Annotated in this window: 17 protein-coding genes; 8 read left to right on the plus strand and 9 right to left on the minus strand. The window is 62.1% G+C overall.

The genetic code is table 11. From position 1 onward, the window contains the following. The first annotated feature begins 112 nt into the window (after nt 1–112). Nucleotides 113–400: a hypothetical protein gene (locus LNV08_RS00385; RefSeq protein WP_263531680.1), complete on the plus strand. Its 288-nt coding sequence runs from the start codon at nt 113–115 to the stop codon at nt 398–400. Here LNV08_RS00385 and miaB read toward each other — a convergent pair. From miaB to LNV08_RS00400, 3 genes are all read right to left on the minus strand, one after another. Beyond that, a complete protein-coding gene (miaB, locus tag LNV08_RS00390) occupies nt 384–1,733 on the minus strand; it encodes a tRNA (N6-isopentenyl adenosine(37)-C2)-methylthiotransferase MiaB (protein ID WP_263531681.1) in 1,350 nt (449 codons plus the stop codon). The two genes, LNV08_RS00385 and miaB, sit on opposite strands and share 17 nt — an antisense overlap. Before the next feature lie 114 nt (nt 1,734–1,847). Next, nucleotides 1,848–2,246 carry a hypothetical protein gene (locus LNV08_RS00395; RefSeq protein ID WP_263531682.1) on the minus strand — a complete coding sequence of 133 codons (399 nt, stop codon included), beginning with the start codon at nt 2,244–2,246 and terminating at the stop codon, nt 1,848–1,850. Nucleotides 2,247–2,489: 243 nt separating this feature from the next. Next, nucleotides 2,490–4,010, minus strand: coding sequence for an IS3 family transposase (locus LNV08_RS00400; RefSeq protein WP_263532276.1), 1,521 nt, complete (start codon nt 4,008–4,010; stop codon nt 2,490–2,492). A 68-nt stretch (nt 4,011–4,078) separates the two neighbouring features. On the opposite strand from LNV08_RS00400, the gene LNV08_RS00405 reads away from it, so the two are divergent. Beyond that, the gene (locus LNV08_RS00405; protein ID WP_263531683.1) at nt 4,079–4,285 is read left to right on the plus strand and encodes a hypothetical protein; all 207 of its coding nucleotides are present in this window, start codon (nt 4,079–4,081) and stop codon (nt 4,283–4,285) included. Here LNV08_RS00405 and LNV08_RS00410 read toward each other — a convergent pair. After that, nucleotides 4,278–5,702: a L,D-transpeptidase family protein gene (locus LNV08_RS00410; RefSeq protein ID WP_263531684.1), complete on the minus strand. Its 1,425-nt coding sequence runs from the start codon at nt 5,700–5,702 to the stop codon at nt 4,278–4,280. The genes LNV08_RS00405 and LNV08_RS00410 overlap by 8 nt on opposite strands. Before the next feature lie 32 nt (nt 5,703–5,734). After that, a complete protein-coding gene (locus LNV08_RS00415; RefSeq protein ID WP_263531685.1) occupies nt 5,735–6,979 on the minus strand; it encodes a tetratricopeptide repeat protein in 1,245 nt (414 codons plus the stop codon). Between the two features lie 133 nt (nt 6,980–7,112). Here LNV08_RS00415 and LNV08_RS00420 point away from each other — a divergent pair, with 133 nt between their 5' ends. After that, on the plus strand, nt 7,113–8,177 hold the full coding sequence (locus LNV08_RS00420; RefSeq protein WP_263531686.1) for a hypothetical protein: 1,065 nt from the start codon (nt 7,113–7,115) through the stop codon (nt 8,175–8,177). A 66-nt stretch (nt 8,178–8,243) separates the two neighbouring features. On the opposite strand, the gene LNV08_RS00425 is transcribed toward LNV08_RS00420, so the two are convergent. Beyond that, nucleotides 8,244–9,293: a choice-of-anchor A family protein gene (locus LNV08_RS00425; protein WP_263531687.1), complete on the minus strand. Its 1,050-nt coding sequence runs from the start codon at nt 9,291–9,293 to the stop codon at nt 8,244–8,246. 266 nt (nt 9,294–9,559) lie between these two features. On the opposite strand from LNV08_RS00425, the gene LNV08_RS23005 reads away from it, so the two are divergent. The 5 genes from LNV08_RS23005 to LNV08_RS23015 all read left to right on the plus strand — a co-directional run bounded on the left by LNV08_RS23005 (nt 9,560) and on the right by LNV08_RS23015 (nt 17,161). Beyond that, nucleotides 9,560–11,110: a methyl-accepting chemotaxis protein gene (locus tag LNV08_RS23005; protein ID WP_318014072.1), complete on the plus strand. Its 1,551-nt coding sequence runs from the start codon at nt 9,560–9,562 to the stop codon at nt 11,108–11,110. A 139-nt stretch (nt 11,111–11,249) separates the two neighbouring features. After that, a complete protein-coding gene (locus LNV08_RS23010; RefSeq protein WP_318014073.1) occupies nt 11,250–12,800 on the plus strand; it encodes a methyl-accepting chemotaxis protein in 1,551 nt (516 codons plus the stop codon). 28 nt (nt 12,801–12,828) lie between these two features. Continuing rightward, nucleotides 12,829–14,292, plus strand: a complete 1,464-nt coding sequence (locus LNV08_RS00450) for a sensor histidine kinase (RefSeq protein ID WP_263531688.1) — start codon at nt 12,829–12,831, stop codon at nt 14,290–14,292. Nucleotides 14,293–14,323: 31 nt separating this feature from the next. Further along, nucleotides 14,324–15,481 carry a DUF3369 domain-containing protein gene (locus LNV08_RS00455; RefSeq protein WP_263531689.1) on the plus strand — a complete coding sequence of 386 codons (1,158 nt, stop codon included), beginning with the start codon at nt 14,324–14,326 and terminating at the stop codon, nt 15,479–15,481. Nucleotides 15,482–15,616: 135 nt separating this feature from the next. Further along, complete coding sequence (locus LNV08_RS23015; RefSeq protein WP_318014074.1) at nt 15,617–17,161, plus strand: methyl-accepting chemotaxis protein; 1,545 nt, start codon at nt 15,617–15,619, stop codon at nt 17,159–17,161. A gap of 27 nt (nt 17,162–17,188) precedes the next feature. Here LNV08_RS23015 and LNV08_RS00470 read toward each other — a convergent pair whose 3' ends face one another. Genes LNV08_RS00470 through LNV08_RS00480 form a run of 3 tightly spaced genes read right to left on the minus strand, consistent with a single transcriptional unit; the run spans nt 17,189 to nt 23,340 of the window. Beyond that, nucleotides 17,189–19,909, minus strand: coding sequence for an HD domain-containing phosphohydrolase (locus LNV08_RS00470; protein WP_263531690.1), 2,721 nt, complete (start codon nt 19,907–19,909; stop codon nt 17,189–17,191). Between the two features lie 30 nt (nt 19,910–19,939). Further along, the gene (locus tag LNV08_RS00475) at nt 19,940–21,274 is read right to left on the minus strand and encodes a branched-chain amino acid ABC transporter substrate-binding protein (RefSeq protein ID WP_263531691.1); all 1,335 of its coding nucleotides are present in this window, start codon (nt 21,272–21,274) and stop codon (nt 19,940–19,942) included. A 5-nt stretch (nt 21,275–21,279) separates the two neighbouring features. After that, nucleotides 21,280–23,340, minus strand: coding sequence for a TonB-dependent receptor plug domain-containing protein (locus LNV08_RS00480; protein WP_263531692.1), 2,061 nt, complete (start codon nt 23,338–23,340; stop codon nt 21,280–21,282). Nucleotides 23,341–23,499: the final 159 nt, after the last annotated feature.

The raw sequence follows: 23,499 nt of genomic DNA on the forward strand, positions 1-23,499 counted from the left end.
TGAGTTTCAAACAGCGCGGCGCCGGATTGATTGTTGCGCCGTGGCTAGACTTGACTTGCATCAAGTATTCGGCAATCCCACTTGTTTCTGTATTCCCAAGGCATCGCCCCACGTGAATCCGCTCGACGCCTTTTGGCACCTTGCCAACCTCTTTGCTCCGGCCTGGTTCGTGGCTGCCTTGCTGGCGATGTTTGCCAAGCTGCTGTGGCGCCAAGCCTTGCGCGCAATCGCTTGGCGCCGCTTGGCCTTGTGGGGCGGTGTCGGCGGCAGCTTGGGGCTGCTGCTTGCCCTGGTGCTGCTGGGCCGCGACGGCAAGATGCTGGGCTATGGCTTGATGCTCTTGGGCGTTGCTTTGCCGCAATGGGCGCTGCAGCTCAGACAGCTCAGGCTGCCGAAATAGCAGCGTCCTCCACGGTCAAGACTTCGGCGCGCAGCGAATGCGCGAAAGCCTCGGTGATGTTGACGTCCACCAGCTTGTTCATCAAGCGGGGATGGCCCTTGAAGTTGACGATGCGGTTGCATTCGGTGCGGCCCATCAGCTCGGACGCATCCTTGCGTGCATTGCCGGTCACCAGGATGCGCTGGGTCTTGCCCACCATGGTTCGGCTGATCGCCAGGGTATTGGCCTCGATGACGTCCTGCAACTCCTGCAAGCGACGCAGCTTGACCTGATAGGTGACCAGATCTTCCAGGTTCGCCGCCGGCGTGCCCGGACGCTGGCTGTAGATGAAGCTGAAGGACGCGTCGAAGCCGACCTCGTCGACCAGTTTCATCAGCTTGGCGTGGTCGTCCTCGGTCTCGCCGGGGAAGCCGATGATGAAGTCGCTGGCGATGCGGATGTCGGGGCGGATCGCGCGCAGCTTGCGGATCGTGCTTTTGAACTCGATGCCGGTGTAGCCGCGCTTCATGGCCATCAGGATGCGGTCGCTGCCATGCTGCACCGGCAGATGCAGATGGTTCACCAGCTGCGGAATCTTGGCGTAAGCATCCACCAGCCGCTGACTGAACTCGTTAGGGTGGCTGGTCGTGAAGCGCAGGCGCTGAATGCCGGGGATCTCGGCCGCGTATTCCAGCAGCAGGGCCAGATCCGCGTACTCGCCAGAGTCACCCATCTTGCCCCGATAGGCATTGACGTTCTGGCCCAGCAGATTGATCTCCAGCACGCCCTGATCGGCCAGACCGGCAATCTCGGTCAAGACGTCGTCAAAGGGTCGCGACACCTCTTCGCCGCGCGTATAGGGCACGACGCAGTAGGAGCAATATTTGGAGCAACCCTCCATGATGGAAACAAAGGCCGAGGCGCCTTCGACCTTGGCGGGCGGCAGATTGTCGAACTTCTCGATCTCGGGGAAGCTGATGTCGACCTGCGGGCGCAACTCATCCTGGCGTGCCTTGATCATCTGCGGCAGACGGTGCAGGGTTTGCGGGCCGAAGACCAAGTCCACATAGGGTGCGCGGTCGATGATGGCATTGCCTTCCTGGCTGGCCACGCAGCCGCCGACGCCTATCAATACCCCACGCGCCTTCAGATGCTTGACGCGGCCGAGGTCGGAGAAGACCTTCTCCTGCGCCTTCTCACGCACCGAGCAGGTGTTGAACAGGATCAGATCGGCTTGTTCGACATCGTCGGTTTTCTCGTAGCCTTGGGCCGCGCCCAGCACGTCGGCCATCTTGCCCGAGTCGTACTCGTTCATTTGGCAGCCGAAGGTTTTGATGAAGACTTTTTTGGACATGGTGTCGCTCGTTCGGTGAGTGGGCCGGACTATCTCCCGAGGGGATGCGGGCCGGCTTGGGGCGGCCCGGCGCTTGGCCCGACCGCAAGTGAAAAATGAAGATTTTGGCTGTGGCTAGCGCTTGGTCCAGACCTGAGAAGCCTGATCGAAGGACCAGCTTTCGGCTTCTTGCAGATTGCGTGGCCAAGGTTTGTTGGCCAATTCGACCGGGTTCAGCACCCAGACATCCATCAGCAGCCCCGATGGGTCCAGCGTGTAATGGACGGTCAGCTTGACGCCACTCAAGGAGGCCGGTTGCTGCAAGAGGTTGGTGTCGCCGCGAACGCGGGCACCGGGGGCGAGCCTGGCGGCATGGCCGTTCAAGCTGACATCAGGCGTTTGCAAAATCACCAAGTCGCCGCGCAAGGCCTGCGCAGGGAAAGGGCGATGGGTCTGCGCTAGGGCCGGGGCGCTGACGGTCAGCGTTGCTATAACAAAGGCGCACGAGACCAGGGATTGGGCACAGCGGTACATGGTATTTTCCAGTGGCTGTTGAAGGGATGAACGGGGCAAAAAGGTGGGGGATTGTAGTCGAGCCCCCTTTTTGCTCACGGTGGCACCAAGGCATTGGGTGCGAATCATCGGCGCTGCCTTGCTCGAACTGCCAATAAAGACCGGCTTTCCAGGTGCTTTTGGCCGGTCTGTCTAGTCTGCGTGCTGGCGACAATTTCTGACCCTCTGCGGGGGGGGGGGGGGGCGGCGCAAATCTTGGACTGGTTAAGCAATGAGTCCGAGGCTTCGACGATACTCGACCGGGCTGAGAGATCCCAGTGACATCTTGATCCGCTTGTCGTTGTACCACCGGATGTACGAATCCAGCGTTTGGATGAATTGCTCGATGGAAACAGACTGCCAGTTGTGAGGGTAGAACAGCTCGGTTTTTAGGCGGCCGAAGAAGCCCTCGCACGCTGCGTTGTCCGCGCAGCATGCCTTGCGTGACATCGAGCGTGTCAGCCCAGCGTTGGCAATGCGCGATAGCCAACCAGGCCAGCGATAGTGAGCGCCGCGATCGGAATGCAAGACAGGTCGTTCGCTTCTAGATGCGACAGACTCGATGGCTGTATCCAGCATGGAGTTGGCCAGTTCAGCATCAGGGCGCGTGCCGATTGACCAGCTGATGACCATGCCATCGAAGTAGTCGATCATGGGTGACAAGTAGACCTTGCCGGCAGGGATGTGGAACTCAGTGATGTCCGTGAGCCACTTCATGTTCGGCGCGGCAGCCTGGAAGTCGCGGTTGATGAGGTTTTCCGGCGCTGGGCTGATCTTACCCAAGTAGGAGCCATACCGCCGACGCTTCGGTTTCGCGACGACCAAGCACTCCTGCTTCATCAAGCGCTGCACCACCTTCTCCGAGATATTGACGCTCTGCTTGTTCAGCGATGCCTGCATTCGGCGGTAGCCGTAGCACCGGTGGTTGCGCTCGAAGATCTCAGTGATGGTGCGGCGCACCTCGACGTACCTGTCGGCGATGTCGAACCGGGCGCGGTGATAGAAGTAAGAACTGCGAGGCAGACCGACCTCACGAAGAAGTTCGGCCAGCGTGTACGTCTGCCGAAGGGCATCAACCAGCAGCGTCTTTTCCCGATTGGTCAGATGCTGCGGGCTGATGCCCTCTTCTTTTTTTATGAGTTCATTCGCCTTCTTCAGAAGGTCCTGTTCAAGCTGCAAGCGCCGTATGTCGCGCCGGAGCTCTTCGATCTGGCGCTCTAGTTCCTGCCGCTCAGGGGCTGCAGGCAAATCGCGGTGACGTTTCATGGATGCAGGAATATCGGCACCAAGTAGCTGGTTCTTCCAGTTGTACAAGGTCGGCCTGCAGACGCCAAACTCTTGGGCCAGGGCCTCAGCGCTTCCTTCACGAGTGCACAGCGCAATGACGGCCTCGTGCTTCAGCGCCTGAGGGCGCGGGGCCGATTGATCGGGCCTGCCAACAACCTGCACCCTCAACTCAGGATGCATTTCGCCGATCCAAGTAGCTAGCAAATCCCGGCAGGGATATCCCAGTACCTTCACGGTGTGCACGATGCAGTGACCATGGTCGAGGTAGTGCCGGACGGCCATCTCCTTTTGGACTTGCGAATACTTGTGCTTCCTAGGCGCGGGGACTCGTACCAGGTCGTGATGCTGCTCGTACTCCCGGTGCCAGCCTGCCAGGGAATTCTTTGTCGGATATCCCAACTGACGGATGGTCGCCTGGATGCGCTTGCCGAGCTTGATGTACAGCTCGACTGCTCGAATCCGGTCTTCGTATTAATACATGACCTACCTCCTGGTAGTCCAAGATTTCATCCGCATCCCCCATTCAAGTGATTGGCCATACCGACCATCTCGGCGGCGCTGCCGACAACGACCACCTGTCTTGGCGTCGCGCCGAAACCATTCGGGCGCAGGTGCTGGCGCTGATTGCCTGCTTGCAGCCCAATCGCCGGGTGGAAATCGCGGTGGTGGGCATTCGACAGGGCGCCTTGCCCAGTTCACCGGCGCCGGCCGCTGCGCCCGAGAAAGTCAACTGACCAAGCCGTCGAAAAAGATCGTCCAGTGGCCATCTTTCTCGCGCCAGTATTGGCGCTTGAGCTTGGGTGCACCGCCGCCCGGGCTCAGCTCGCGGTAGGTGACGATCTTCACGCCCGGCGCGTCGGGCCAGGGCAGGCTGCTCAAGCGCTCTAGCCTCTGCACCGGCAGCTCTTGCTTGGCCATGCGGGCCAGATTGGCGTCCAGCCGGGCGGCAGTGCTGTCCGAGCCCCGCTCCAGACCTGGCTCGTAAAAACCGCGCAAGCTGACCGCGTCTTGGCTCAGGCGGGCCTGTTGCCAGGCTTGATAAGCCTGCTCAAAGCCATTGTCGGCCGGCGCCTTGAGTGCCAGTTTGCGGTCCACCCACTCGATTTTTTCAACAATCACCACCGGCGTTTCACGCGCGGCGACGATATCGGCGAGTGAGCGCATTTCGTCATTGCTGAGCACGATGCAGCCATCGGTGGACTGCGGGCCGCGTGCGTAGTTGCCGGCGCGCTCGCCATGCAACCAGATGCTGCTGCCGCCACGGCCTAGCACGCGGTCGTATTCGCTCGGGTAGTTCAGGGGCAAAGCGGCCGCGCCATAACGGGCTGCCGCCTCGTCGCGCCGCACACCGACGTGATAGATGCCCAGCGGTGTGCGCTGATCACCTTCTTGCAGTTTGCCGGTGCCGAGTTTGCCGATAGACACATAGCTGTCGCGCAGCAGCTTCAGACCGTCGGCACCGTTCTCAAACAGATACAGGCGGGCATGGCTGGTGTCCACCACGACGGCATGGCGGACGCCTGGTGTCAAGTTCAGCAGCTGTCGAGGCAGGGCGTTATGCGGCGGGCGTTCCACCAACGCGGCTAGGCGCAGTTTGGCTTCGGCGCGCAGGCCTTCGATGCTGCTTGCTGCGGCAACAGCCGCGGCGCCGCTGGCTGCACCTGCCTGCGGTACTTGCGTAGCCGCCTCCGGGCGGCCGCTGCGGGCCAGCAGCAAGTCCCCGTACAGGAGTTGGGCCAGCGCAAAGTCCGGTTGGCGCTGGACCAACTGCTCGGCGGTGCTGAAGGCTTGCGTTTCATTGCCACGCGCCAGATGTTGGTAGGCGAGGATGAGCTGACCCTCTGGCGTATGACCGTCGATTTCAGTCTGAATCAAACGCTCGGCCGGGCTGCTCTTGGACGAGGCATGCGCCGGCAGGGGCTGGCTTGAAGGCAAGGGGAAGCTGAGGTTGGATGTGCCCGCATTGAAGTCCACCTTGGCGAATACAAAGCCGACCGTGCCCAAAACGGCCGCCAGTCCCAGCGAGGCCAGCACCACCGGCTTGACATTGCCCACCATGCCCAGGGCTGCACCCGCCCGCAGGGGCTCCTGCCGCTCGGCTTTGGCCTCAACGCTGGCCTTGCAGTCTGGACTTGGTTGCCTGTCGTTCATATCGCTCACAGCATGCACAAAAAATTTGGAAATCAGTTCGATGCCTCTTGCGTGATCTGCCAATCACCGGCCTTGTTTTTCACCATCTCTATATTCTTGCTGCTCTTCACGCTCAATGCATCCGAGTTGTAGTCTTGACGCAGGCGAACTGTGGCCTTGTTGCCACTGACCTTGATGCGCAGATCAGACAAGGTGACGGTGATTTTCTTCTTGCCGGTGATGCGGTCGCGGCGCTCCTGCTCCCAGACCTTGCGGCTGGGCGCCTTGCCCTTGAAGTCGGGGGCATAGGCGTCGAAATAGGCCACCATATTGCGCGAACTCCAGGCCTTGGCCCAGTCACGCAAGGCTTTCTCGACCGCTTGCTTGTCCAGCTCGGCCGCATCGGGGCGAGCGGGTTCGGCCTTGGCCACGACCGGCGCCGGCGCTGCCGTTGCAGCGACGGGAGGCGTTGCGGCGGCAGGCTTGGCGGCAGCGAGCGCGCTGGCGCTAGGTGCGGGTGCCGGAGCCGGCTTCGGCGCCAGCGCTACGGCCGAGTCGGCCGGCTTTGCTACCACGGCGGGCGCAACAGCGGGCGCGATAGCAGGCGGCGTCGCGGGAGTTGGAGTGGGCTTCGGCGCAGGCGCCACGGTCGGCGGCGCAAGCGGCGCTGCCGCCACAAGCGTTGCCGCCGATGCGGGTGCCGGAGCAGGCGTTGGAGCAGGTGCTGGTGCAGGAGTCGCCGCAGCCTTGCTCGCGCGCGGGTCAACGCTGGCTTCGAACACGTTTTGCACCACGGCCAGCTTCAGCGGCAGGCTGCCGTCGGACTTATCCAGGGCCAGCGCTTTCTTATAGGCCTGACCGGCCAGTCTTGCGTAGACATCGCCGAGGTTCTGGAAGGCGGTCGCATAGGTCGGGTTGGTGCGGATGGCCAACTCCAGGGCTTGGCGAGCCTTTTCATAGTCGCCCTGATTGCCGTAAAGCACGGCCAAGTTGTTGTATGGGCCGGGCAGCTCGGGGTGGCTTTCGATCAGCTTTTGGAATACCCCAATCGCCTCGCCTTGCCGGTTCAGCATCGACAGCGCGATGCCGCGCTGCAGGCGCAGGCGCGGGTCATTCGGCTTGGCCAGCAAGAGCTGATCGACCTTCTTCAGCCCCTCGGCCGTTTTGCCGCTGGCCAAGATGGCCTGCACATCGCTGACCTCATCGGCCAGGGTCAGCGCGGAGCCCATCAACAGCGCTGCGGCCAGGCAAATGGAGCGGAGCGAGAAAGGAGTCGTCACTGCTGTGAATGGAGTCATGGCGCGGCTGAAATGATTTGCTTCGATTGTACGGGGCCGCTTGGGTGCAAGCATCAAGCCTTCTTGCTCGGCGCAGGCCAGCCCTCATGCTAGAGTGGCCGCCGGACATGGGCCGCACCGAACGGTGTCTTCCATGATGTTTCCCTCAGCCTTGATCACTCTACGCGCCTGCATGGATCGCTGCCCCGCTTTGATTTCCCAATCCGCAGCATGGGCCAAGCTCGGTGGCGCGCGCCTGATATGCGGAGCCCTGGCGCTGGGCAACTGGTCGGCCGCTCAGGGCCTGGAGTTGGGGGCTGCGCAAATGTTGTCCGGCCTGGGGCAGCCGCTGTCATTGCAGTTGCCCGTGCGCTGGTCGCCCGGTGAGGCGCGAGCGCTGGAATGCCTGAAGCTCAAGGTCGAGGCCGGTGACGGCCCGCAGGCCGCGATTGACGTGCAGCAAACCTTGCTCAAAGGTGCCGACGCGCACTCGGCGCTGATCTGGGTGCGCTCCAGGCTGGAGATGGTGGAGCCTGTGTTGGTGCTCACCCTCGGTTGCCCGGCTCAGCAAGTGATGGCCTTGGTGGACCCCGTGCACAGCATGGCGCCGCCGGCAGGTGGTTTCAGGACCGTCTCGACACAGCAGCCTCACACCGAGCTCCTCAACTTGGTCGACGAAGGGGCTCGGCCGCATGCCGCGCCCAAGCCGGCTCCTCTGCCCAAGGTCCGCACCGAGCGGCGGCCAGCGCAAGCCAGGAGTTTGTTGCGCTTGGGCGATGCAAGCCTGCCGCCGCTGACTCTGGCGGATGCCGAAGCGAACGGGCTGCGCTGGCGCTTTGACAGCGATCTTGACGGGTCGGCCACGATGGGCTTGAGCGCACGCAAACCGGTGAAAGCGGTCAAAGACCAGCCCTTTTATGTGCGTCCCGATGCACCCGGCGCCAGTTTGTTGATGGCCATCGACGTCGGCCGTGCCGCAGGCGCGGCTGATTTGCTGATGGCGCAAGACGGCCCCGAGCGCCTGCAACGGGCGCAGGCACAGTTCAGCGCGCTGCAGGCGGACCACCAAAGCTTGAAATTGGAGCTGGCACAGCTCGAAGCCAAGCTGGCCGAACGTGACGGCGGGCAGCGCTGGTTCAACGCCTTGATGGCGGGCGCTGCTGCCTTAGCCGCAGGGGGCGCAGCTTTCTTATGGCTGCGGCGTCGGCGCGATCGCTGAGGCCCAGACTTCAAGGCCCACAAAAAAAGGCTCCCTCGGGAGCCTTTTTCATGCAAAGCAGGCGTTTCAGCCCTTGTTGCGACGACGGGCGGCAAAGCCAATGGCGCCCAGACCAGCCAGCATCATTACATAAGTGACAGGCTCTGGCACGGGGGTGGTGAAGCCGTGGAAGGGCTCGTAGCCCAACTCGACCTTGCCGTTAGGGCCCTTGCTCAGGGAATTGGCAATCAGGGTGCCTTCCAGATGGCCGGAGCCGATCACGTTAGCGCCGATGGCCAGCACTGCGCCGTTCACAAAGGTCGAGATGTTGACTGCAGTTGCGTTCACCAAGTTGAAGATGATGCGATCGCGGTGTTGTGCAATAGCGTCAGGGCTGTCGGCCTTGTCTCCGCCGACATCGCCGCTGAAGACGGCGTTGCCCAGCGTACTGTTGATGATTACAGCGGCCTTGGCGCCGATGTTGGCGAAGGAAATGTTCTTCAGCTCGGTGTTGCCGACATTGAACACTTGGGGCTTGTCTGTGCCGTCACCGGTCAACTTCAGGCCATCGTTCTCAAACTTCCAGCCGCCGCCGGCGGTTTGAGCCATGCCCGCCAGTTGCGTTGACAGTCCACTCAGCTGAGTCTTGGCGGCCGCAAAATCGATGTAGTTTGCGTTTTTGGTCGCTGTGTTGTATTGGTTCCAGCCCGGTGCGTCGAGTTGGCCGCCGTAGACAATATTGCCCAGCTTCGTTTGGGCGGTAACCCAAGGCGCGGCAGCGGGGCCGATGGTGGAGTTGGTGTTTTCAACGTAGTACTTGGGGCCGTTGTAAATCGTGCCTGCAGCGTAGCCGTTGTCATTCTTCATCCGAACATTGCCCTTGACCACAAGCGACGGCTCGGACGAACCGTAGGCATTGCGATAGCCCACATCGAAGCCCGATGTCAGGTTGCCGCCGACAGCCAAGCGGCCTTCAACGTCAGACGCGGCATTCACATCGCCGAAAAAGAAGCCGCTGTAACCTTGGGCGGCGCCCAGGTTGATGACGGCGGCTTGTGCCGACAGGCTCAACAGCGCTGTTGCGACTAAAGATGCCAATTTAATACCAACTTGGCGATTCAGATAATTGCTCTTCATATTCTGTCCCTCGGAGAGTGGTGGTTGATCTAACCGTTTTTGAGCCCCTTGCCTGGCTTGGCGCGATTCTAGGGAGGGCAGTCGCTTCTTGCCCCCCGTGAATCGGGGGGTACCCCCTATTTGAGGGGGTATGCAAGTGGTATGCGTTGGCTTGCCGGTCCTTGTTGAAGGTGGGCCAAATGGGGCGCAAATCTGGCCTTTATGTAGTTTGGGCGCTTTGGGGTACGCCCTATAGTCAGCGATCAAGTCCTCACGAAGGTTTGCATATGAATCTGCAGAATTTCACGGTGCGCGCCCGTTTGTATGCCTTGGCTGTCTTTGCCATGCTGATGCTGGCTGTTGTGGCCGGCACTGGCCTTTATGGCCTGAACCACGCGCGCAGCTCCTTTGTGCATTTCGCCGATGATGACAATGCCGCCTTGAACCTCGTCTCGGGCGTGCGCGCCAGCGTCGGCAATCTGCGCCGCTTCGAGAAAGACATGGTGATCAACCTGGCCGATGACAAGTTGATTTCAAAGTACCGCGAGGATTGGGCCGGCGCCTATGTGGCAACGGTCAAGGGCTTACACGATATGTCCAAGCTGGATCTGGAGCCCGAGACGCGCCGCCTCGACAGCGAGATTGAGGCCTTGATGGGTGCTTACAAGAGCGAAATGGAAGCCTTTATGCAGCAAGTCGGGGCCAAGACCTACGCAGACCCGGAGGCCGCCAACAAAGCGCTGGATGGGGCTAAAAAAGCTGTCCGGCCGATCGAGAGCAAGTTGAAAGAAATGGTGGAATCCTTGGACAAGGCGGGCGTTGCCGCCGTGAATTTGACGCTGGCCAAGCAAGACAGCAAGATCAGCATTTTGATCGCGGCGGCATTGTTCGCGATCGTGTTGATAGGGGTGTTCACCTTTTTCAATATCCGTTCCATCTTGCAGCCCTTGCAGGATTTGCAGCGCTCGGCCGAGCGCATCGCCGCCCAAGATTTGAGCGAGAGGATTCATGCACAGGGTCGCAGCGAAACCAGTGATTTGATGCGTGGCGTGCAGGCCATGCAAACGTCTTTGCGTGATGTGGTCGGCAATGTACGCAATGCCACCGACAGCATCGCCACCGCCTCGGCCGAAGTGGCCGCCGGTGGGCACGACCTCAGCCACCGCACCGAGCAGGCCGCATCCAGTCTTGAAGAAACCGCATCCGCGATGGAGGAGTTGACGGCCAGCGTCAAACACAATGCCGATTCGGCCCGTCAAGCCAATCAGTTGGCGGTGGACGCCGCCCAGGTGGCCGAGCGCGGCGGCACGGTGGTCGGCGAGGTGGTCGACACCATGAAGCGCATCAGCACCTCCTCGCACAAGATCAGCGACATCATCTCCACCATCGACGGCATTGCTTTTCAAACCAATATCCTGGCGCTGAATGCGGCGGTGGAAGCGGCCCGTGCGGGCGAGCAAGGGCGCGGCTTTGCGGTAGTGGCCAGCGAGGTGCGCAGCCTGGCGCAGCGCTCGGCCGAGGCGGCCAAGGAGATCAAGGGCCTGATCACCGCCAGCGGCGAGGCGGTGGACAGCGGCGCTTTGTTGGTCGAGCGCGCCGGGCAGACCATGCAAGAGGTGATCGGCTCGATTAGCCGGGTCAGCTCCATCGTGGCCGAAATCAGCCACGCGACGGCCGAACAGAGCACCGGCATTGCCCAGATCGGCACGGCCATCACCCAACTCGACACCATGACGCAGCAAAACGCCGCCTTGGTCGAGCAGTCGGCCGCAGCAGCCCAGAGTCTGCAGGTGCAGGCCGAGGACTTGGCCAAGTCGGTGGCGGTGTTCAGGCTTTGAATTCGCCGAACAGGGTCAGGTCTTGCCCTGCCGGTGTTGAGCACATAACTTTGCAAAGTTATTTTGCCAAGCCTCTTCCGTGCGATTGGTGAATCAAATATATTGAGCCACGGAGTTTTCCCCTTCAGGAGTGGTGTACATGAATCTGCAAGATTTCACCGTGCGTGCCCGTTTGTATGCCCTGGCCGGTATTTCCATTTTGGTGCTTTTGGTCGTCGGCCTGACCGGCTTGTACAGCCTGAACGAGGCCAAGAGTGCCTTCAAGCATTTTGTGGATAACGACAATCAGTCGCTCGCCCTGACCTCCAAGATTCGCGCCGAGGCCGGCAATTTGCGCCGTTATGAAAAAGACATGGCGCTCAATCTCGATGACGCCGCCGCGGTCGATAAGTACCGTGCAGATTGGACCAAAACCTATGTGGCGCTGGACAAAGCCGTGCAGGAGTTGAACAAACTCGACATTCCCAAAGACGTGCAAGACGAACTCCGCGACATCAACAGCGGGATGAAGTCCTACAAAGGCGAGATGGAGAGCTTTATGGGCAAGCTGGGGGAAAAAGCCTTTGCCGATCCTGCCAGCGCGAACAAAGCTCTGGGCGCCGCCAAAAAGGCGATCCGGCCTATGGAGGCCAAGCTGGAAGAGATGGTGGCCTCGATCGACAAAGATGCATTGCATGAGGTGGAGACCATTGCCGCCAATGAGGTCACGATTCGACGCAGCCTGATCTTTGTCTTGCTCGGTGGTGTGCTGGTGATTGGCGTTTACACCTTCTTCAATTTGCGCTCGATTTTGCAGCCCTTGACCGAGGTTCAAAAGTCGGCCGAGCGCATTGCCGGTCAGGATTTGAGCGAGAACATTGTGGTGCATGGCAAGTGCGAAACCGGTGATCTGCTGCGGGGCGTCAAGGCGATGCAGACCTCTCTGCGTGATGTGGTGGGCAATGTGCGCAATGCCACCGACAGCATTGCCACCGCCTCCGCCGAGGTTGCGGCGGGCGGCCATGACCTCAGCCACCGCACCGAGCAAGCGGCCTCCAACTTGGAGGAAACCGCCTCGGCGATGGAAGAGCTGACCGCCAGCGTCAGGCATAACGCCGACTCAGCGCGGCAGGCGAACCAACTGGCGGTCGACGCGGCCCAGGTAGCTCAGCGCGGCGGCGCCGTGGTGGGCGAGGTGGTGCAGACCATGAGCCGAATCAGCGCCTCCTCCAACAAGATCAGCGACATCATCTCCACCATCGACGGCATCGCTTTTCAGACCAATATCCTGGCGTTGAATGCGGCCGTGGAGGCTGCCCGCGCCGGCGAGCAAGGGCGCGGTTTTGCGGTGGTCGCCAGCGAGGTGCGCAGCTTGGCGCAGCGCAGTGCCGAGGCCGCCAAAGAAATCAAGGGCTTGATCACCGCCAGCGGCGAGAGCGTTGAGGCGGGCGCTGTGCTGGTGAGCCGGGCCGGTGACACCATGCAAGAAGTGATTGCCTCGATCGGCCGGGTGGGCGCCATCGTTGCCGAAATCAGCCACGCCACCGGCGAGCAAAGCTCGGGCATCTCGCAGATCGGCATGGCCATCACGCAGCTTGACAATATGACGCAGCAAAACGCCGCGCTGGTGGAGCAGTCCGCCGCTGCTGCGCAGAGCTTGCAAGTACAGGCGGACGAACTGGCGCGCTCGGTGGCGGTGTTCAAGCTGTAATCAGCGCTGCAGCCAGTTCAAGGCGCCCATGAGCCAAAGCGCCAAGCGCATCTTCCGCGACCTGCTTCTGATCGCGGCCCTGGCCTTCGCCCTGATTGCCGGCTTCACCTTCTATGGTGGCCATGGGCTATGGCGCGCGCTGGAGCGCTACAGCGCCGAAGCCTTGCCCGAGCATGAGCGGGCCGAGCGGATGCTGGACGTGGCGGTCGAGTTCAAATGGCAGGTTCAGGAATGGAAGAACCTGCTGCTGCGCAGCACTAGCAGCGCCGAGGCAGCCCAGCTCTGGGAGGCGGTGTTGGCCCGGGAGCAGGCCGTACGAGCGGGGCTGCAGGCCTTGCGGGCAGCGGGCCAGCAGCATACTTCTGACAGCGAGGCCATTGACGCCGCCTTGCAAGCGCATCAGACGCTGAGCCAAGCTTACGAGCAGGCGAGGCAGCGTTTTGAGGCCGATGGATTCCGCCCGCAAGGTGCCGATGCCTTGGTGCGCGGCGCCGACCGGCCCCTGCTTGCGGCGCTGGATGCGATTTCCGACCGCGCCGCCGAGCGCGCCAAGCTGGCCGACCGCGAAGCCCAGCGCAGCGCGCAGCAGGCCGTTCGGGTGGCCTTGGTCGGCTTGATGCTGGGGCTGATCGGCGGCATGGGCATCTTCTACGTCATGATTCGCCGGGCCGTTTTGCGGCCCACCGAGCAGGTGTTCACGCAGCTGGCGGCAACCTCCGAGCTGCTTTTGCAGTCCGAGCGCATGGCCAGCCTGGGCGGCTTGGTGGCGGGCGTCGCGCATGAGATCAACACGCCGGTGGGCGTGTCCTTGACCTGCGCCACCACCTTGCAAAAAGCCACGCAAGAGGTGACCCTGCAAATGGAGGGCGGCGGCTTGCGCAAGCAAAACTTGCAGGAGTATTTGCAGGTAGCGGCCGAGTGCAGCGCCTTGTTGAGCGCCAACGCCCACAAGGTGGCCGATCTGGTGCGCAGCTTCAAGCAAGTGGCGGTGGACCAGACCAGCGAGGCGCGGCGCAGCTTTGCTGTGCGCGCCTACATCGAGGAGTTGCTCGTGAGCCTGCGTGCCGAGCTCAAGCGCCGCCCTATGCAGATTGAGCTGCGCTGCCCCGAGGGTCTGGAAATGGACAGTTACCCCGGCGCGTTCTCGCAGGTCTTGACCAATTTGCTGCTTAACGCGCAGCGCCATGCTTTTGATGAGGGCACGGCGCTTGGCGTGGTCACGATCGATATCAGCCAGAGTGGCGAGATGCTGGAGATCGAGTTTGCCGACCAAGGCCGCGGCATCGCGCCCGAGCATCTGGGTCAAGTCTTCGACCCCTTTTTCACCACCCAGCGCCATGCGGGGGGCAGCGGCCTGGGCCTGAATATCGTCTACAACCTGATCACCAACACCTTGGGCGGCCAAGTGCGCTTGTTGAGCCAGCTCGGCCAGGGCACGAAATTCTTGATCAGCCTGCCCAGGGTGGCGCCCAAGATCAGCAGCCTGGGCTAATGCCCCACTTCAGCAGGGAAGAAACGCGCTCATGAGTCAAGCCAATGAACCGAACCCGGCCGATGAAATGTGGCTGCTGGACGATGCGCCCGAGCCCGGCACAGCCGGAAAAAGCAATCCGCTCGAAGCCGCGCCCTGGCGCGTCCTGATCGTTGATGACGAGCCGGATGTGCACTCATCCACCCGGCTGGCGCTGATGTCGGTCAGCTACAAGGGCCGCAAGCTGCAAATGCTGTCGGCCCATTCGGCGCTGGAGGGCGTGATGACGATGCGGCGCGAGCCCGATATTGCCTTGATCTTGCTCGACGTGATGATGGAGACCGACGACGCCGGCCTGCGCATGGCCAGGCAGGTGCGCGAGGACTTGGGCAACCATTTGACCCGCATCGTGCTGCGCACCGGCCAGCCCGGCCAGGCGCCGGAGAGCGATGTGATCGTCCAGTACGACATCAACGATTACAAATGCAAGACCGATATGAGCCAGCAAAAGCTCTTCACCACGGTGATCGCCTCGCTGCGCACCTATGAGAGCCTGGTGCTGATCGAGCGCAACCGGCGTGGCCTGGAGCGCATTCTGGATGCCTCAAGCGACCTCTACCATGTGCGTTCTCTGCGCGAGTTTGCCTCCGGTGTGCTGAACCAGATCAGCGCGATCTTGGACGTCGGTGCCGAGGGCGTGATCTGCCTGCGCCAGACCGGTCTGCAAGGCGAACTCGCCCCGGTCGTGATGGCGGCGACCGGCAGCTATGCCGGCATCAGCCAAATGAGCGAGGTGCCTGCGCCCGCTGCCGCGGCCACGGTGCAGGCCTTCGCCAATCATCAAAGCCATTTTGAACACCCTTTGGATGTGTTGTTCGTGGCCACACCGCAGGGCCATGAGTTCGTCATCCTGGTGTCTGCGCCCTGGCCGCTGGTGGATGCGCAGCGCAAGTTGCTGGCCCTGTTCTGCAGCAAGATCACCTGGGCTTTTGACAATCTGCATAACTTTGAAAAGCAGCAGCAGGCGCAGGCCGAATTTGCGCGCGCGGTGGCAGTTTTCTTTGATGCGCTGCAAGCGGGCCAAAAGCCGGCCCTGGGCGAAGCGCTGGCGACCTTGTTGCCACGCCTGTCGGCACAAAGTGGTCGTTCTTACGACGCTGCCGGCTTGGAGCGGGTGTTGCAGTCGGCGATGGGCGCGCTGCGGCCTTGACGGGTCAGCAAATGAGCTGCTTTGCAGGCGTTGCAGCGCTGACCGGGGCAGATGAGGGCGGCACAGAATAAGCGGTTTACCGGTCGCGCAGGGTTTGCGCCCGCCGGTCTGCATTTCAAGCTAGAGGACATCAGCATGAGCACTATTCAAAACATGAAACTCCGCACCCGCGTACTTGCAGGTTTTGCCGTCGTGATGGGCTTGCTTTTGGTGGGTTCGTTGATGGGGGTGCTGAGGGTCAAACAACTCAATGCAAAGATCGAGCGCTTGGTCGATGTGGATTCTCACGGGCTGGCCTTGGCGCGGCAATGGGCCGGCATGTCCGAGTCCAATATCCAGCGTCGTATCGTCACGCTGACCGTCGATGATGCTGATTTCGTCAATGCCTTTACCCGCAAGTCCAAAGAGACTTCGGCGCGCATCGACAAGGTGCAAGAGGAGCTCGACGCGCTGAGCAAGACGCCTGAAAGCGACCGGCTGAACGACAAGATTGCGGCCAGCCGCAAGCAATACCAGGCCTTGCGCGATGAAGTCAGCAAGTCCAAAAAGGACGGCCAAGACATTCGCGCGCGCGTGGCCACCGAACTGATCCCGGCCATGGACAGCTATATCGACACCATCAATGACTATGCCGAACACAAGCGCGAGCGCTTGCAAGCCGCGCGCCAAGAGGCCAGCGAAAGAGCCAGTGCCGTTGCCAATTTGGTCTTGCTGCTGTCGGGCACGGCGACGCTGATTGGCATCGGCATCGCGTTGGCTATCACGCGCTCGGTGACGGAGCCGGTTGCGCGTGCCCAGTCCCTGTCTGAAAGCATCGCCGAGGGCGATTTGACGCAGGAAGTGCGGGTCGAGGGCCGCGACGAGATGGCCAGCTTGACCCAGTCCTTGCAGCAGATGCAGAGGCAGTTGTCCACCACCATCTCGGGCGTGCGCAGCGCCGCTGAGCAGGTGCGCATTGCCTCGGCCGAGATCGCCACCGGCAATATGGACCTGTCCAACCGCACCGAGCAAGCTGCCAGCAGCCTGGAGCAGACGGGTGCGGCGATGCAGCAACTCAGCGAAGGCGTGCGCAGCAACGCGGAAGCGGCGCGTCAGGCGGACGGCTTGGCGCAGACGGCTTCCGCTGTGGCCGACCGGGGCGGCGCGATGGTCAGCCGGGTGGTGGAGACCATGAGTGAGATTCAGGCTTCGTCCAACAAGATCTCCGACATCATCGGCGTCATCGATGGCATCGCTTTCCAGACCAATATCCTGGCGCTGAACGCGGCGGTGGAAGCGGCTCGCGCCGGCGAGCAGGGCCGCGGCTTTGCGGTGGTGGCCAGTGAAGTGCGTTCATTGGCGCAGCGCAGCGCGCAGGCGGCGCGTGAGATCAAAACCCTGATTTCCACCTCGGTGGACAAGGTCGAGAGCGGCGCCAAGCTGGTGCAAGATACCGGCGACACCATTGGCGAAGTGGTGCAAAGCGTACAGCGGGTGACGCAAATCGTGGCCGAGATCTCCAGCTCTACCTCGGCGCAAGCCTTGACCCTGGGCGAGATTGGGCAGGCGGTCCATGAACTGGACAAGATGACACAGCAAAACGCGGCGCTGGTGGAAGAGTCTGCGGCCGCTGCGCAAAGCCTGCGCGATCAAGCCACGCAAATGGTGGACTCGGTGGCGACCTTCAGATTGCGCGGCTGAGTGCCTTGATTTGAGCCGGTGGGAGAATCAGTCAGCGTCTTTGAAGCGCTGCCTGATCTCCAATATCTGATCCCAATGCGCGAAGAACTGCTCCACACAGGCCGGGTCGAAATGGGCCCCCGATTGCGCCCGGATAAAGGCGGCTGCGTCTTCGAGTGACCAAGCTTTTTTGTAGGGCCGCTCCGAGGTCAGGGCGTCGAAGACATCCGCCACCGCGACGATGCGGCCGAAGATCGGGATGGCCTCGCCCATCAATCCTTTCGGGTAGCCGCTGCCGTCAAACTTTTCGTGGTGGGTGATGGCGATCAAAGCACCCGCCAACAAGACCGGCGAGCTGCTGGCGCGCAAGATTTCATGGCCGAACTCGGCATGGCGTTTCATGATCTCGAACTCGTCCGGCGTCAGGCGACCCGGCTTGAGCAGAATATTGTCGGCAATGCCGACCTTGCCGATGTCATGCATCGGTGCGGCTTGCAGCAGCAGATCTTGCTCGGCCTCGCTGAGCTTCAGCCCGGCGGCGATCACCTTGGAGAAATGCGCCATGCGCAGAATATGCGCGCCGGTTTCGGGGTCGCGGTATTCGGCCGCCTTGCACAAATGGAACACCGCCTCCCGCTCGCGCTTGAGGCTCTCTGCGGTGGCCTTGCTGACCTCGTCGGCCAACCAGGCGGCGCGGTCATCGAGCTTGAGTTTGGCCGCGGTGACCTCGGCATAGGCTTGCGCGTTGTCGATTGCAATCGAGGCATAGGCGCACAGGGTACGAAAGATCGAGCGCTCGCGCTCACCATAAGCATGCCGCTCCAGGGACTGGATCGACATCACACCCAAGAGTCGCTCGCCCATCAGCAAGGGGCCGAACAGCAGCGTCAATTGGTTCTGGCTGCCAGGGATCAAATTGACGGGCACGCTGTCGGGATCGATGTCGACCAGCAACTCCTGGCGCTCGCGGGCACAGCGCGCGATATAGGACGTGGGATGGTCCAGCGGCCGGTCTTGCAAGTCCATGCTGCGGCCGTCTTCGATGAAGTAGGCGCCTGAGAGTTGCTGGCCACTGTCATCGAGCAAAAAGACAAAGAAAGACGAGGCGTTCAGCAGGTCGTTGACATGCCGGTAGAGCGTGCTGCAAACCTGATCGACATTCATGCAGGCGGTGATTTCGCGGCCCACTTGGCCTAGGATTTCCAGCGTCAGCGCCGATTCGTGCAGCGATTCGGCCCGTTGCGCCTCGGCCTGCGCGGTGATTCTGTGGTGCTCGACCTCGGCTTGCGCGCGTAGGGTTTCCTCGCGAATCTGCATCGCGATGGCCCGGTTGTTGGCGTCTTGCGTACTTTTTTTGCCGCGCGCCGCTGCCGCGCTACAAGCCTGTTCATAGGCGGTCTTGAAGTCCCCGCAGTCGGCATGCGCCTGGGCAAGCTCGTCAAACAAGTCCGCCGAGGGCAGCAAGCCTTCGACCTGAGAAGACAAATGCAAGGCCAGTTGCAGGTAGTGCAGGCTTGGGTTTGCAGCGACCATGCCCTCGGGCTCGGCGAGATTTTGCTGCTTGTGAATGGCAGCCAAAATGCGCAAACACTTGACTTGCTCCAGCACGATGCCCAACTGTTGAGCGTCTTTCAGTCCCAATTTGGCGGCCGCCAGTGCCTCAGGCACGCGGCCGAGCCGATTCAAGGCATCGGCCAAGCCGCGGTGACCGTAGACGACAAGATCGCCGGCACGGCTGGCTTGTGCGCGCTCCACCGATTCAGCAAAGTACTCTGCCGCTTGCGCCGGCTTGCCCATGTCCAGCGCCAAGTCGCCCAGCGCTTGCAGGTTCAACAAGGTGCCATGAGAGTTGCGAACGACCCGCATCACGGCTTGCGCCTCGGCCAGGCTTGCTTGAGCGTCTTGCTGGCGACCCAGCAGTCGTTGGATATCGCCCACTCGAAACAAGGTATTGCCGACCACCACCGGCCAATCGGTCCGGCGGGCCAGCGCTGCCGCTTGCTCGGCCCATTCGAGCGCCTCGCTCAGATCACCCAGATTGGAGAAGGTGACCGCCACATTGCTCGCGCCCAAGATGGCATCACGCAACTGGCCGGTTTCCAGCGCCAATTGATGCCCCGCGACATAACTGTGAAAGGCGCTGGGAAAATCTCCGGTCAATGCGGCGATCACGCCCCGGGTGGCCTCCACCATGGCCAGCGCGATATCGCTCAGTGGTTGGCTGGCGTCGAAGCGTTGCGCCAATTGCAGCCTTGCAGACTGGGGGTCTCGCATGCTCAGCATCAGGATCTGGCGGGCGCCGCAATAGTCGATCCTGCTGCCGTCACCCGATCGCTCGAACGCGCTCAAGGCTTGGGCCAAGCAGGTATCGCGTTGTTCACCGTGGCCCAGCATATGAGCGATATTGGCCCCCAACAAGCGTGCGTCGCCTTGGCCCACAGCATCACTCAAGGCATCAAAGGCGGCCTGCGCTTGGTCGGCAAATTGCTGGGCCTGCGTAAAGTCAGCGCAGAGCCAGCAGAGTTCGCCCCGGACCAACTTGATGCGGGCGAGCCAGGAGCTCAGGCATCGAGTGGCAGGCGACTCTGCCAGAGGCTGCAATGGTTCGGCCTGCTCCAGCAATGCCAAGGCGCGGCGGCTCTCCCGTTGGCGCAGTTGCCAGGCCAGCGCGACTAGCGCAGGCAGGCGGTCATTGTCGGTGCTGGAGGCGGCGAGTTCGCGCTCCAGCGCAGCGAGTTCCGTCTCGGTGGCAAATAGACTGGGGTTCAAGCGGGCGTCCTCGGGCTTGCGGGGCTCGCCTCAGTCCGGCGCCACCTGATCCACTTGCACCAGCGCCAATTGCCCGGCGCTATTGCGCTTGACGCTGTAGACGATGAAGGAGCCGGTGCTGAGGTCGCCGCGGGCGTCCCAGTTGACGGCGGTTTTGGCGCCGTTGTAGTCCCAGTCCAGGCCGGGGTTCTTCAGGGCGAGACCGAATTGGCCGGGCGTGATTTTCAAGGGGCTGGCGCTGTCGGGGCGCGACACCGGGCCCAGCCATTTGGCCATCGAGGCCCGGTCTGTGCTGCCGCCGGCTTGTGCCGCCAGGGCCAAGAGATAGACGGCGTCATAGCCGGAGGGGCTGATGCCCACATCGGGCGGCGTGCCGTAAGCCTGCGTGAAGAGGTCGGCAAAGGCCAGGTACTCGGGGCGCTTGGGGTTGTTGTCGGCGCCCATGATGGTCATGCCCTCGACCACCGAGGCATTCGCGGTGCTGACAAACTGCGAGGTGCTGAGCGAGCTGGCCGCATACAGCGAGGGGCGTGGCTGGGCGATGGCCAGCGCCATGTCTTTGCTCAAGCCCACGGCTTCGCCCGACTGTGCGGCGAGGTAGATCGCGTCGGGGCGACCATTGGCCATGGCTTTGGCAATCACGGCGCCGAAGTCGGCGGTTTGGCCGGCCTTGAAGCTGGCGCTGGCCAGCACTTGGCCACCGCGCTTGATGAAGGACGCGCTGAAGTTGTCGCGGGCGGAGATGCCAAAGCTGTCGTTCGAATGGATGATGGCGACGGTCTGCTTGCCGTCGCGGCGTGCGATTTGCGCCGCCACTCCGCCGGAGAAGGAGTTGGAGACGATCAAGCGGTAGAACACGCTGGGTGTGCCGCGATCCATGGTGTCGAGGTCGGTGGTGCTGGGGCCGGTGCCTATCATGGGCACGCCGGTCTTGAGGACGGTGGGCACCAGCAACAAGGCTTCACCACTGGTCAAGGGGCCGATCACGCCGATGCAGCCGGCGTTCACCAAATCCAGATACTCACCGATTTGCGCCTCGCTGCCCTCGGTGGTGCCGGCCTTGCTGTCGCGCACCATATAGCCCAAGGTCTTGCCGTTGACGCCGCCGGCCGTGTTGATCTCGGCCACCGCTTGGCGGATATAGCGTTCGCGCGAGTCATAGTTGGCCGAAGACGGCCCGGTAAAGGGGTAGAGCACGCCAATCATCAGCTCGCCCTGGATGCCTGGGCGCATGCTGCCCGGCGCGCCTTCAGTCTGCTTGCTGCTGCCCTCAACACCGTCGCCGCCGCCGCAGCTGGCCAGCAGGCCGGCTGCGCTGAGCAGCGTGAAAGCGGCCATGCGTTTGAGTTTGAAATCTGTGTTCATGACGTTCAGTTCCAACGGTAGCGATAGCTGAGAAGCGCGCTGCGGCCTGTGCCGGGGAAGTCCACGCTGCCATAGCCGGGTTCGGAGTATTTGGCGTTCAGCAGGTTGTCCATGCGCAGCTGCAGCTCATGGCTGCTGAAGAAAACCTGTGTCCACACCAGGTTGAGATGGGTGCTGTGGGACAGGGAATAGGGCGTTAGGAAATTGGCAAAGGCGTTGCTGAAGGTGGCGTGGCGTTTGGACGCATAAAGCAGCTCGCTCGCCCATTGGCCAAACTTGCCCGAATGCCAGCGCCATTCGGCGCGCACCGAATGCTCGGGGAAGCGTTCGGGCGGCCGGACCAGATCGCCCACCAGTGGAACGGGATCGCGCTCGGTCAGGTTCAGCCCCGTCCAGGCAATGCCAAAGCGATGCGCGCCTTCTTCATAACGGGCATCCAGTTCGGCACCTTGGCCCGAGAATCGGCCCCGGTTGACGGGCTGATAGTTGAGGCCGGTCTGCTGCAACTCGATCTTGTCCTTGACTTCGAGTTGGTAGATATTGGCCGTGAGTTGCAGCTTGGGGCTGGGCCGCCAGTTGATTTGCAGTTCGGTGTTGGCGGCGGTCTCGGCGCGCAGCTTTTGATTGCCGATCACATCGCCGCTGTAGAGTGGCTGGGCCAAGAGGTCAAACACGCTGGGCGCTTTGTAGGATGTGCTCCAGATCAGCTTGGCATTGAGCTCGCGACTTTGTTCATACACGGCCGCCGCGCGCCAGTTGGTGTTGCGGCCGAATTGGTTGTGATCATCAAGCCGGTAGTTGGCGCTCAAGCCCAACTTGTCGCTGGCTTGCCACAGGTATTGGCCGAACACGCCGGTATTGGTCAGGCGCATCGCGGTGCTGGCCTTGCCGCTCAAGCTGGTGCTGCCATTGGGCGCCACCAGCAGCACTTGCATGCTGTCTTGATTGTCGACGGTGCGGTCGGCGCCAAAGCTCAGGCCATGGTCGGGGTTGAGCGCCCAGTTGAAGTTGAGGCCCAGGTCGTTGGCGGTCGAGGAGAACTCGCGCCGGGGGTAGCTGCTGGTGCCGACCTCCAACCTCTCTTTGGGCCCAGGGCCGGAGCGCGCTACGTTCCAGCGGAACTTGGCCTGCCAGCTGCTGCTGATGTCCCATTGGCTTTGCCAGCCGGCTTGGGCGTTGTACTTCGAGTAGCGGTTTTTGTGGCTCAGCACGCCGAAGTCGAGAAATTCGGCCACGCTGTCCGAGAGTGAGTAATTCAGCTCCAGCTGGTTCTTGAGCGCATCGGTGTCGAAGCTGGCGCGGCCCAAGACCGAGATTGGTTGCTGGCGTGCGTCTTTGGACTCGACCCCGCGCAGCGCCGGCTGTGCGCCCAGCAGCGGCGAGCTGGCCGGCAGCTGCAGGCCATTGAGCTCGTAATGCTCGGCCTGGACGGCAAACAGCAGCCCCAAGCTGCCGTTGCCGCCGCTGATGCTGGCGTCCAAGCCGTTGGCCCGGCCGGCATAGGCGCGCAGCTTAGCGCTGGCCTCGCTGGCGCCGACATGGTCTTTGCGGGTGATCACATTGACGGTGCCCAAAAAAGCATCGGCGCCGTAAAGCGCCGATGTTGGGCCGCGCACCACCTCGATGCGGTCGATGCTGCTCATGGGCAGCAGCGCGGGGCTGAGGAAGTTGCTGGCGTCGGGGCGGAAGGATTGCGGCTGGCCGTCGATCAAGAGCTTGAGCTGGCGGTTCCAGCTGCGCTGCCCGCCGAACAGGCCGCGCACGCCCACATCTTGAAAGCCCTGCGCGTCGACCCGGTAGAGACCGGGCACGCGGGCCAGGGCATCGGCCACCGAGCGGTCACCCCAGGCTTCCATTTCTTCGCGGGCGATGACCGAAATGATGGCTGGTGCTCGCGCCAGGCTGGTGGATACCAAGCTGGCGGATTCGACCCGGATGTCGGCCAGTTGCTCCAGCGACATGCCGAACAGCGCCGGCTCGGAGTTGAGAGCCGGCGTGGTGGAAGCGCTTTGCGCCAGCAAGCTTGCCGGCAAGACGCCTAACAAGCAAAAACATAACTTTTCCATAGGGCAAAGCCTTGCGCCGCAGCCATGAATAAATGCCCTGCAGTATTGACAACCGGCCCCCCTAGGTCAAGGGGCATGGCGCAAAAAGAGCACATGTTTTTGCCCGCTGTTTCGGCCTTTCTAGCGGGGCGCGCTTTGGCATAACATGCGCTGCGCTGT

Origin of the sequence: Paucibacter sp. TC2R-5, from assembly GCF_025717605.1 — a bacterium.
Classification (GTDB): domain Bacteria; phylum Pseudomonadota; class Gammaproteobacteria; order Burkholderiales; family Burkholderiaceae_C; genus Paucibacter_A; species Paucibacter_A albus.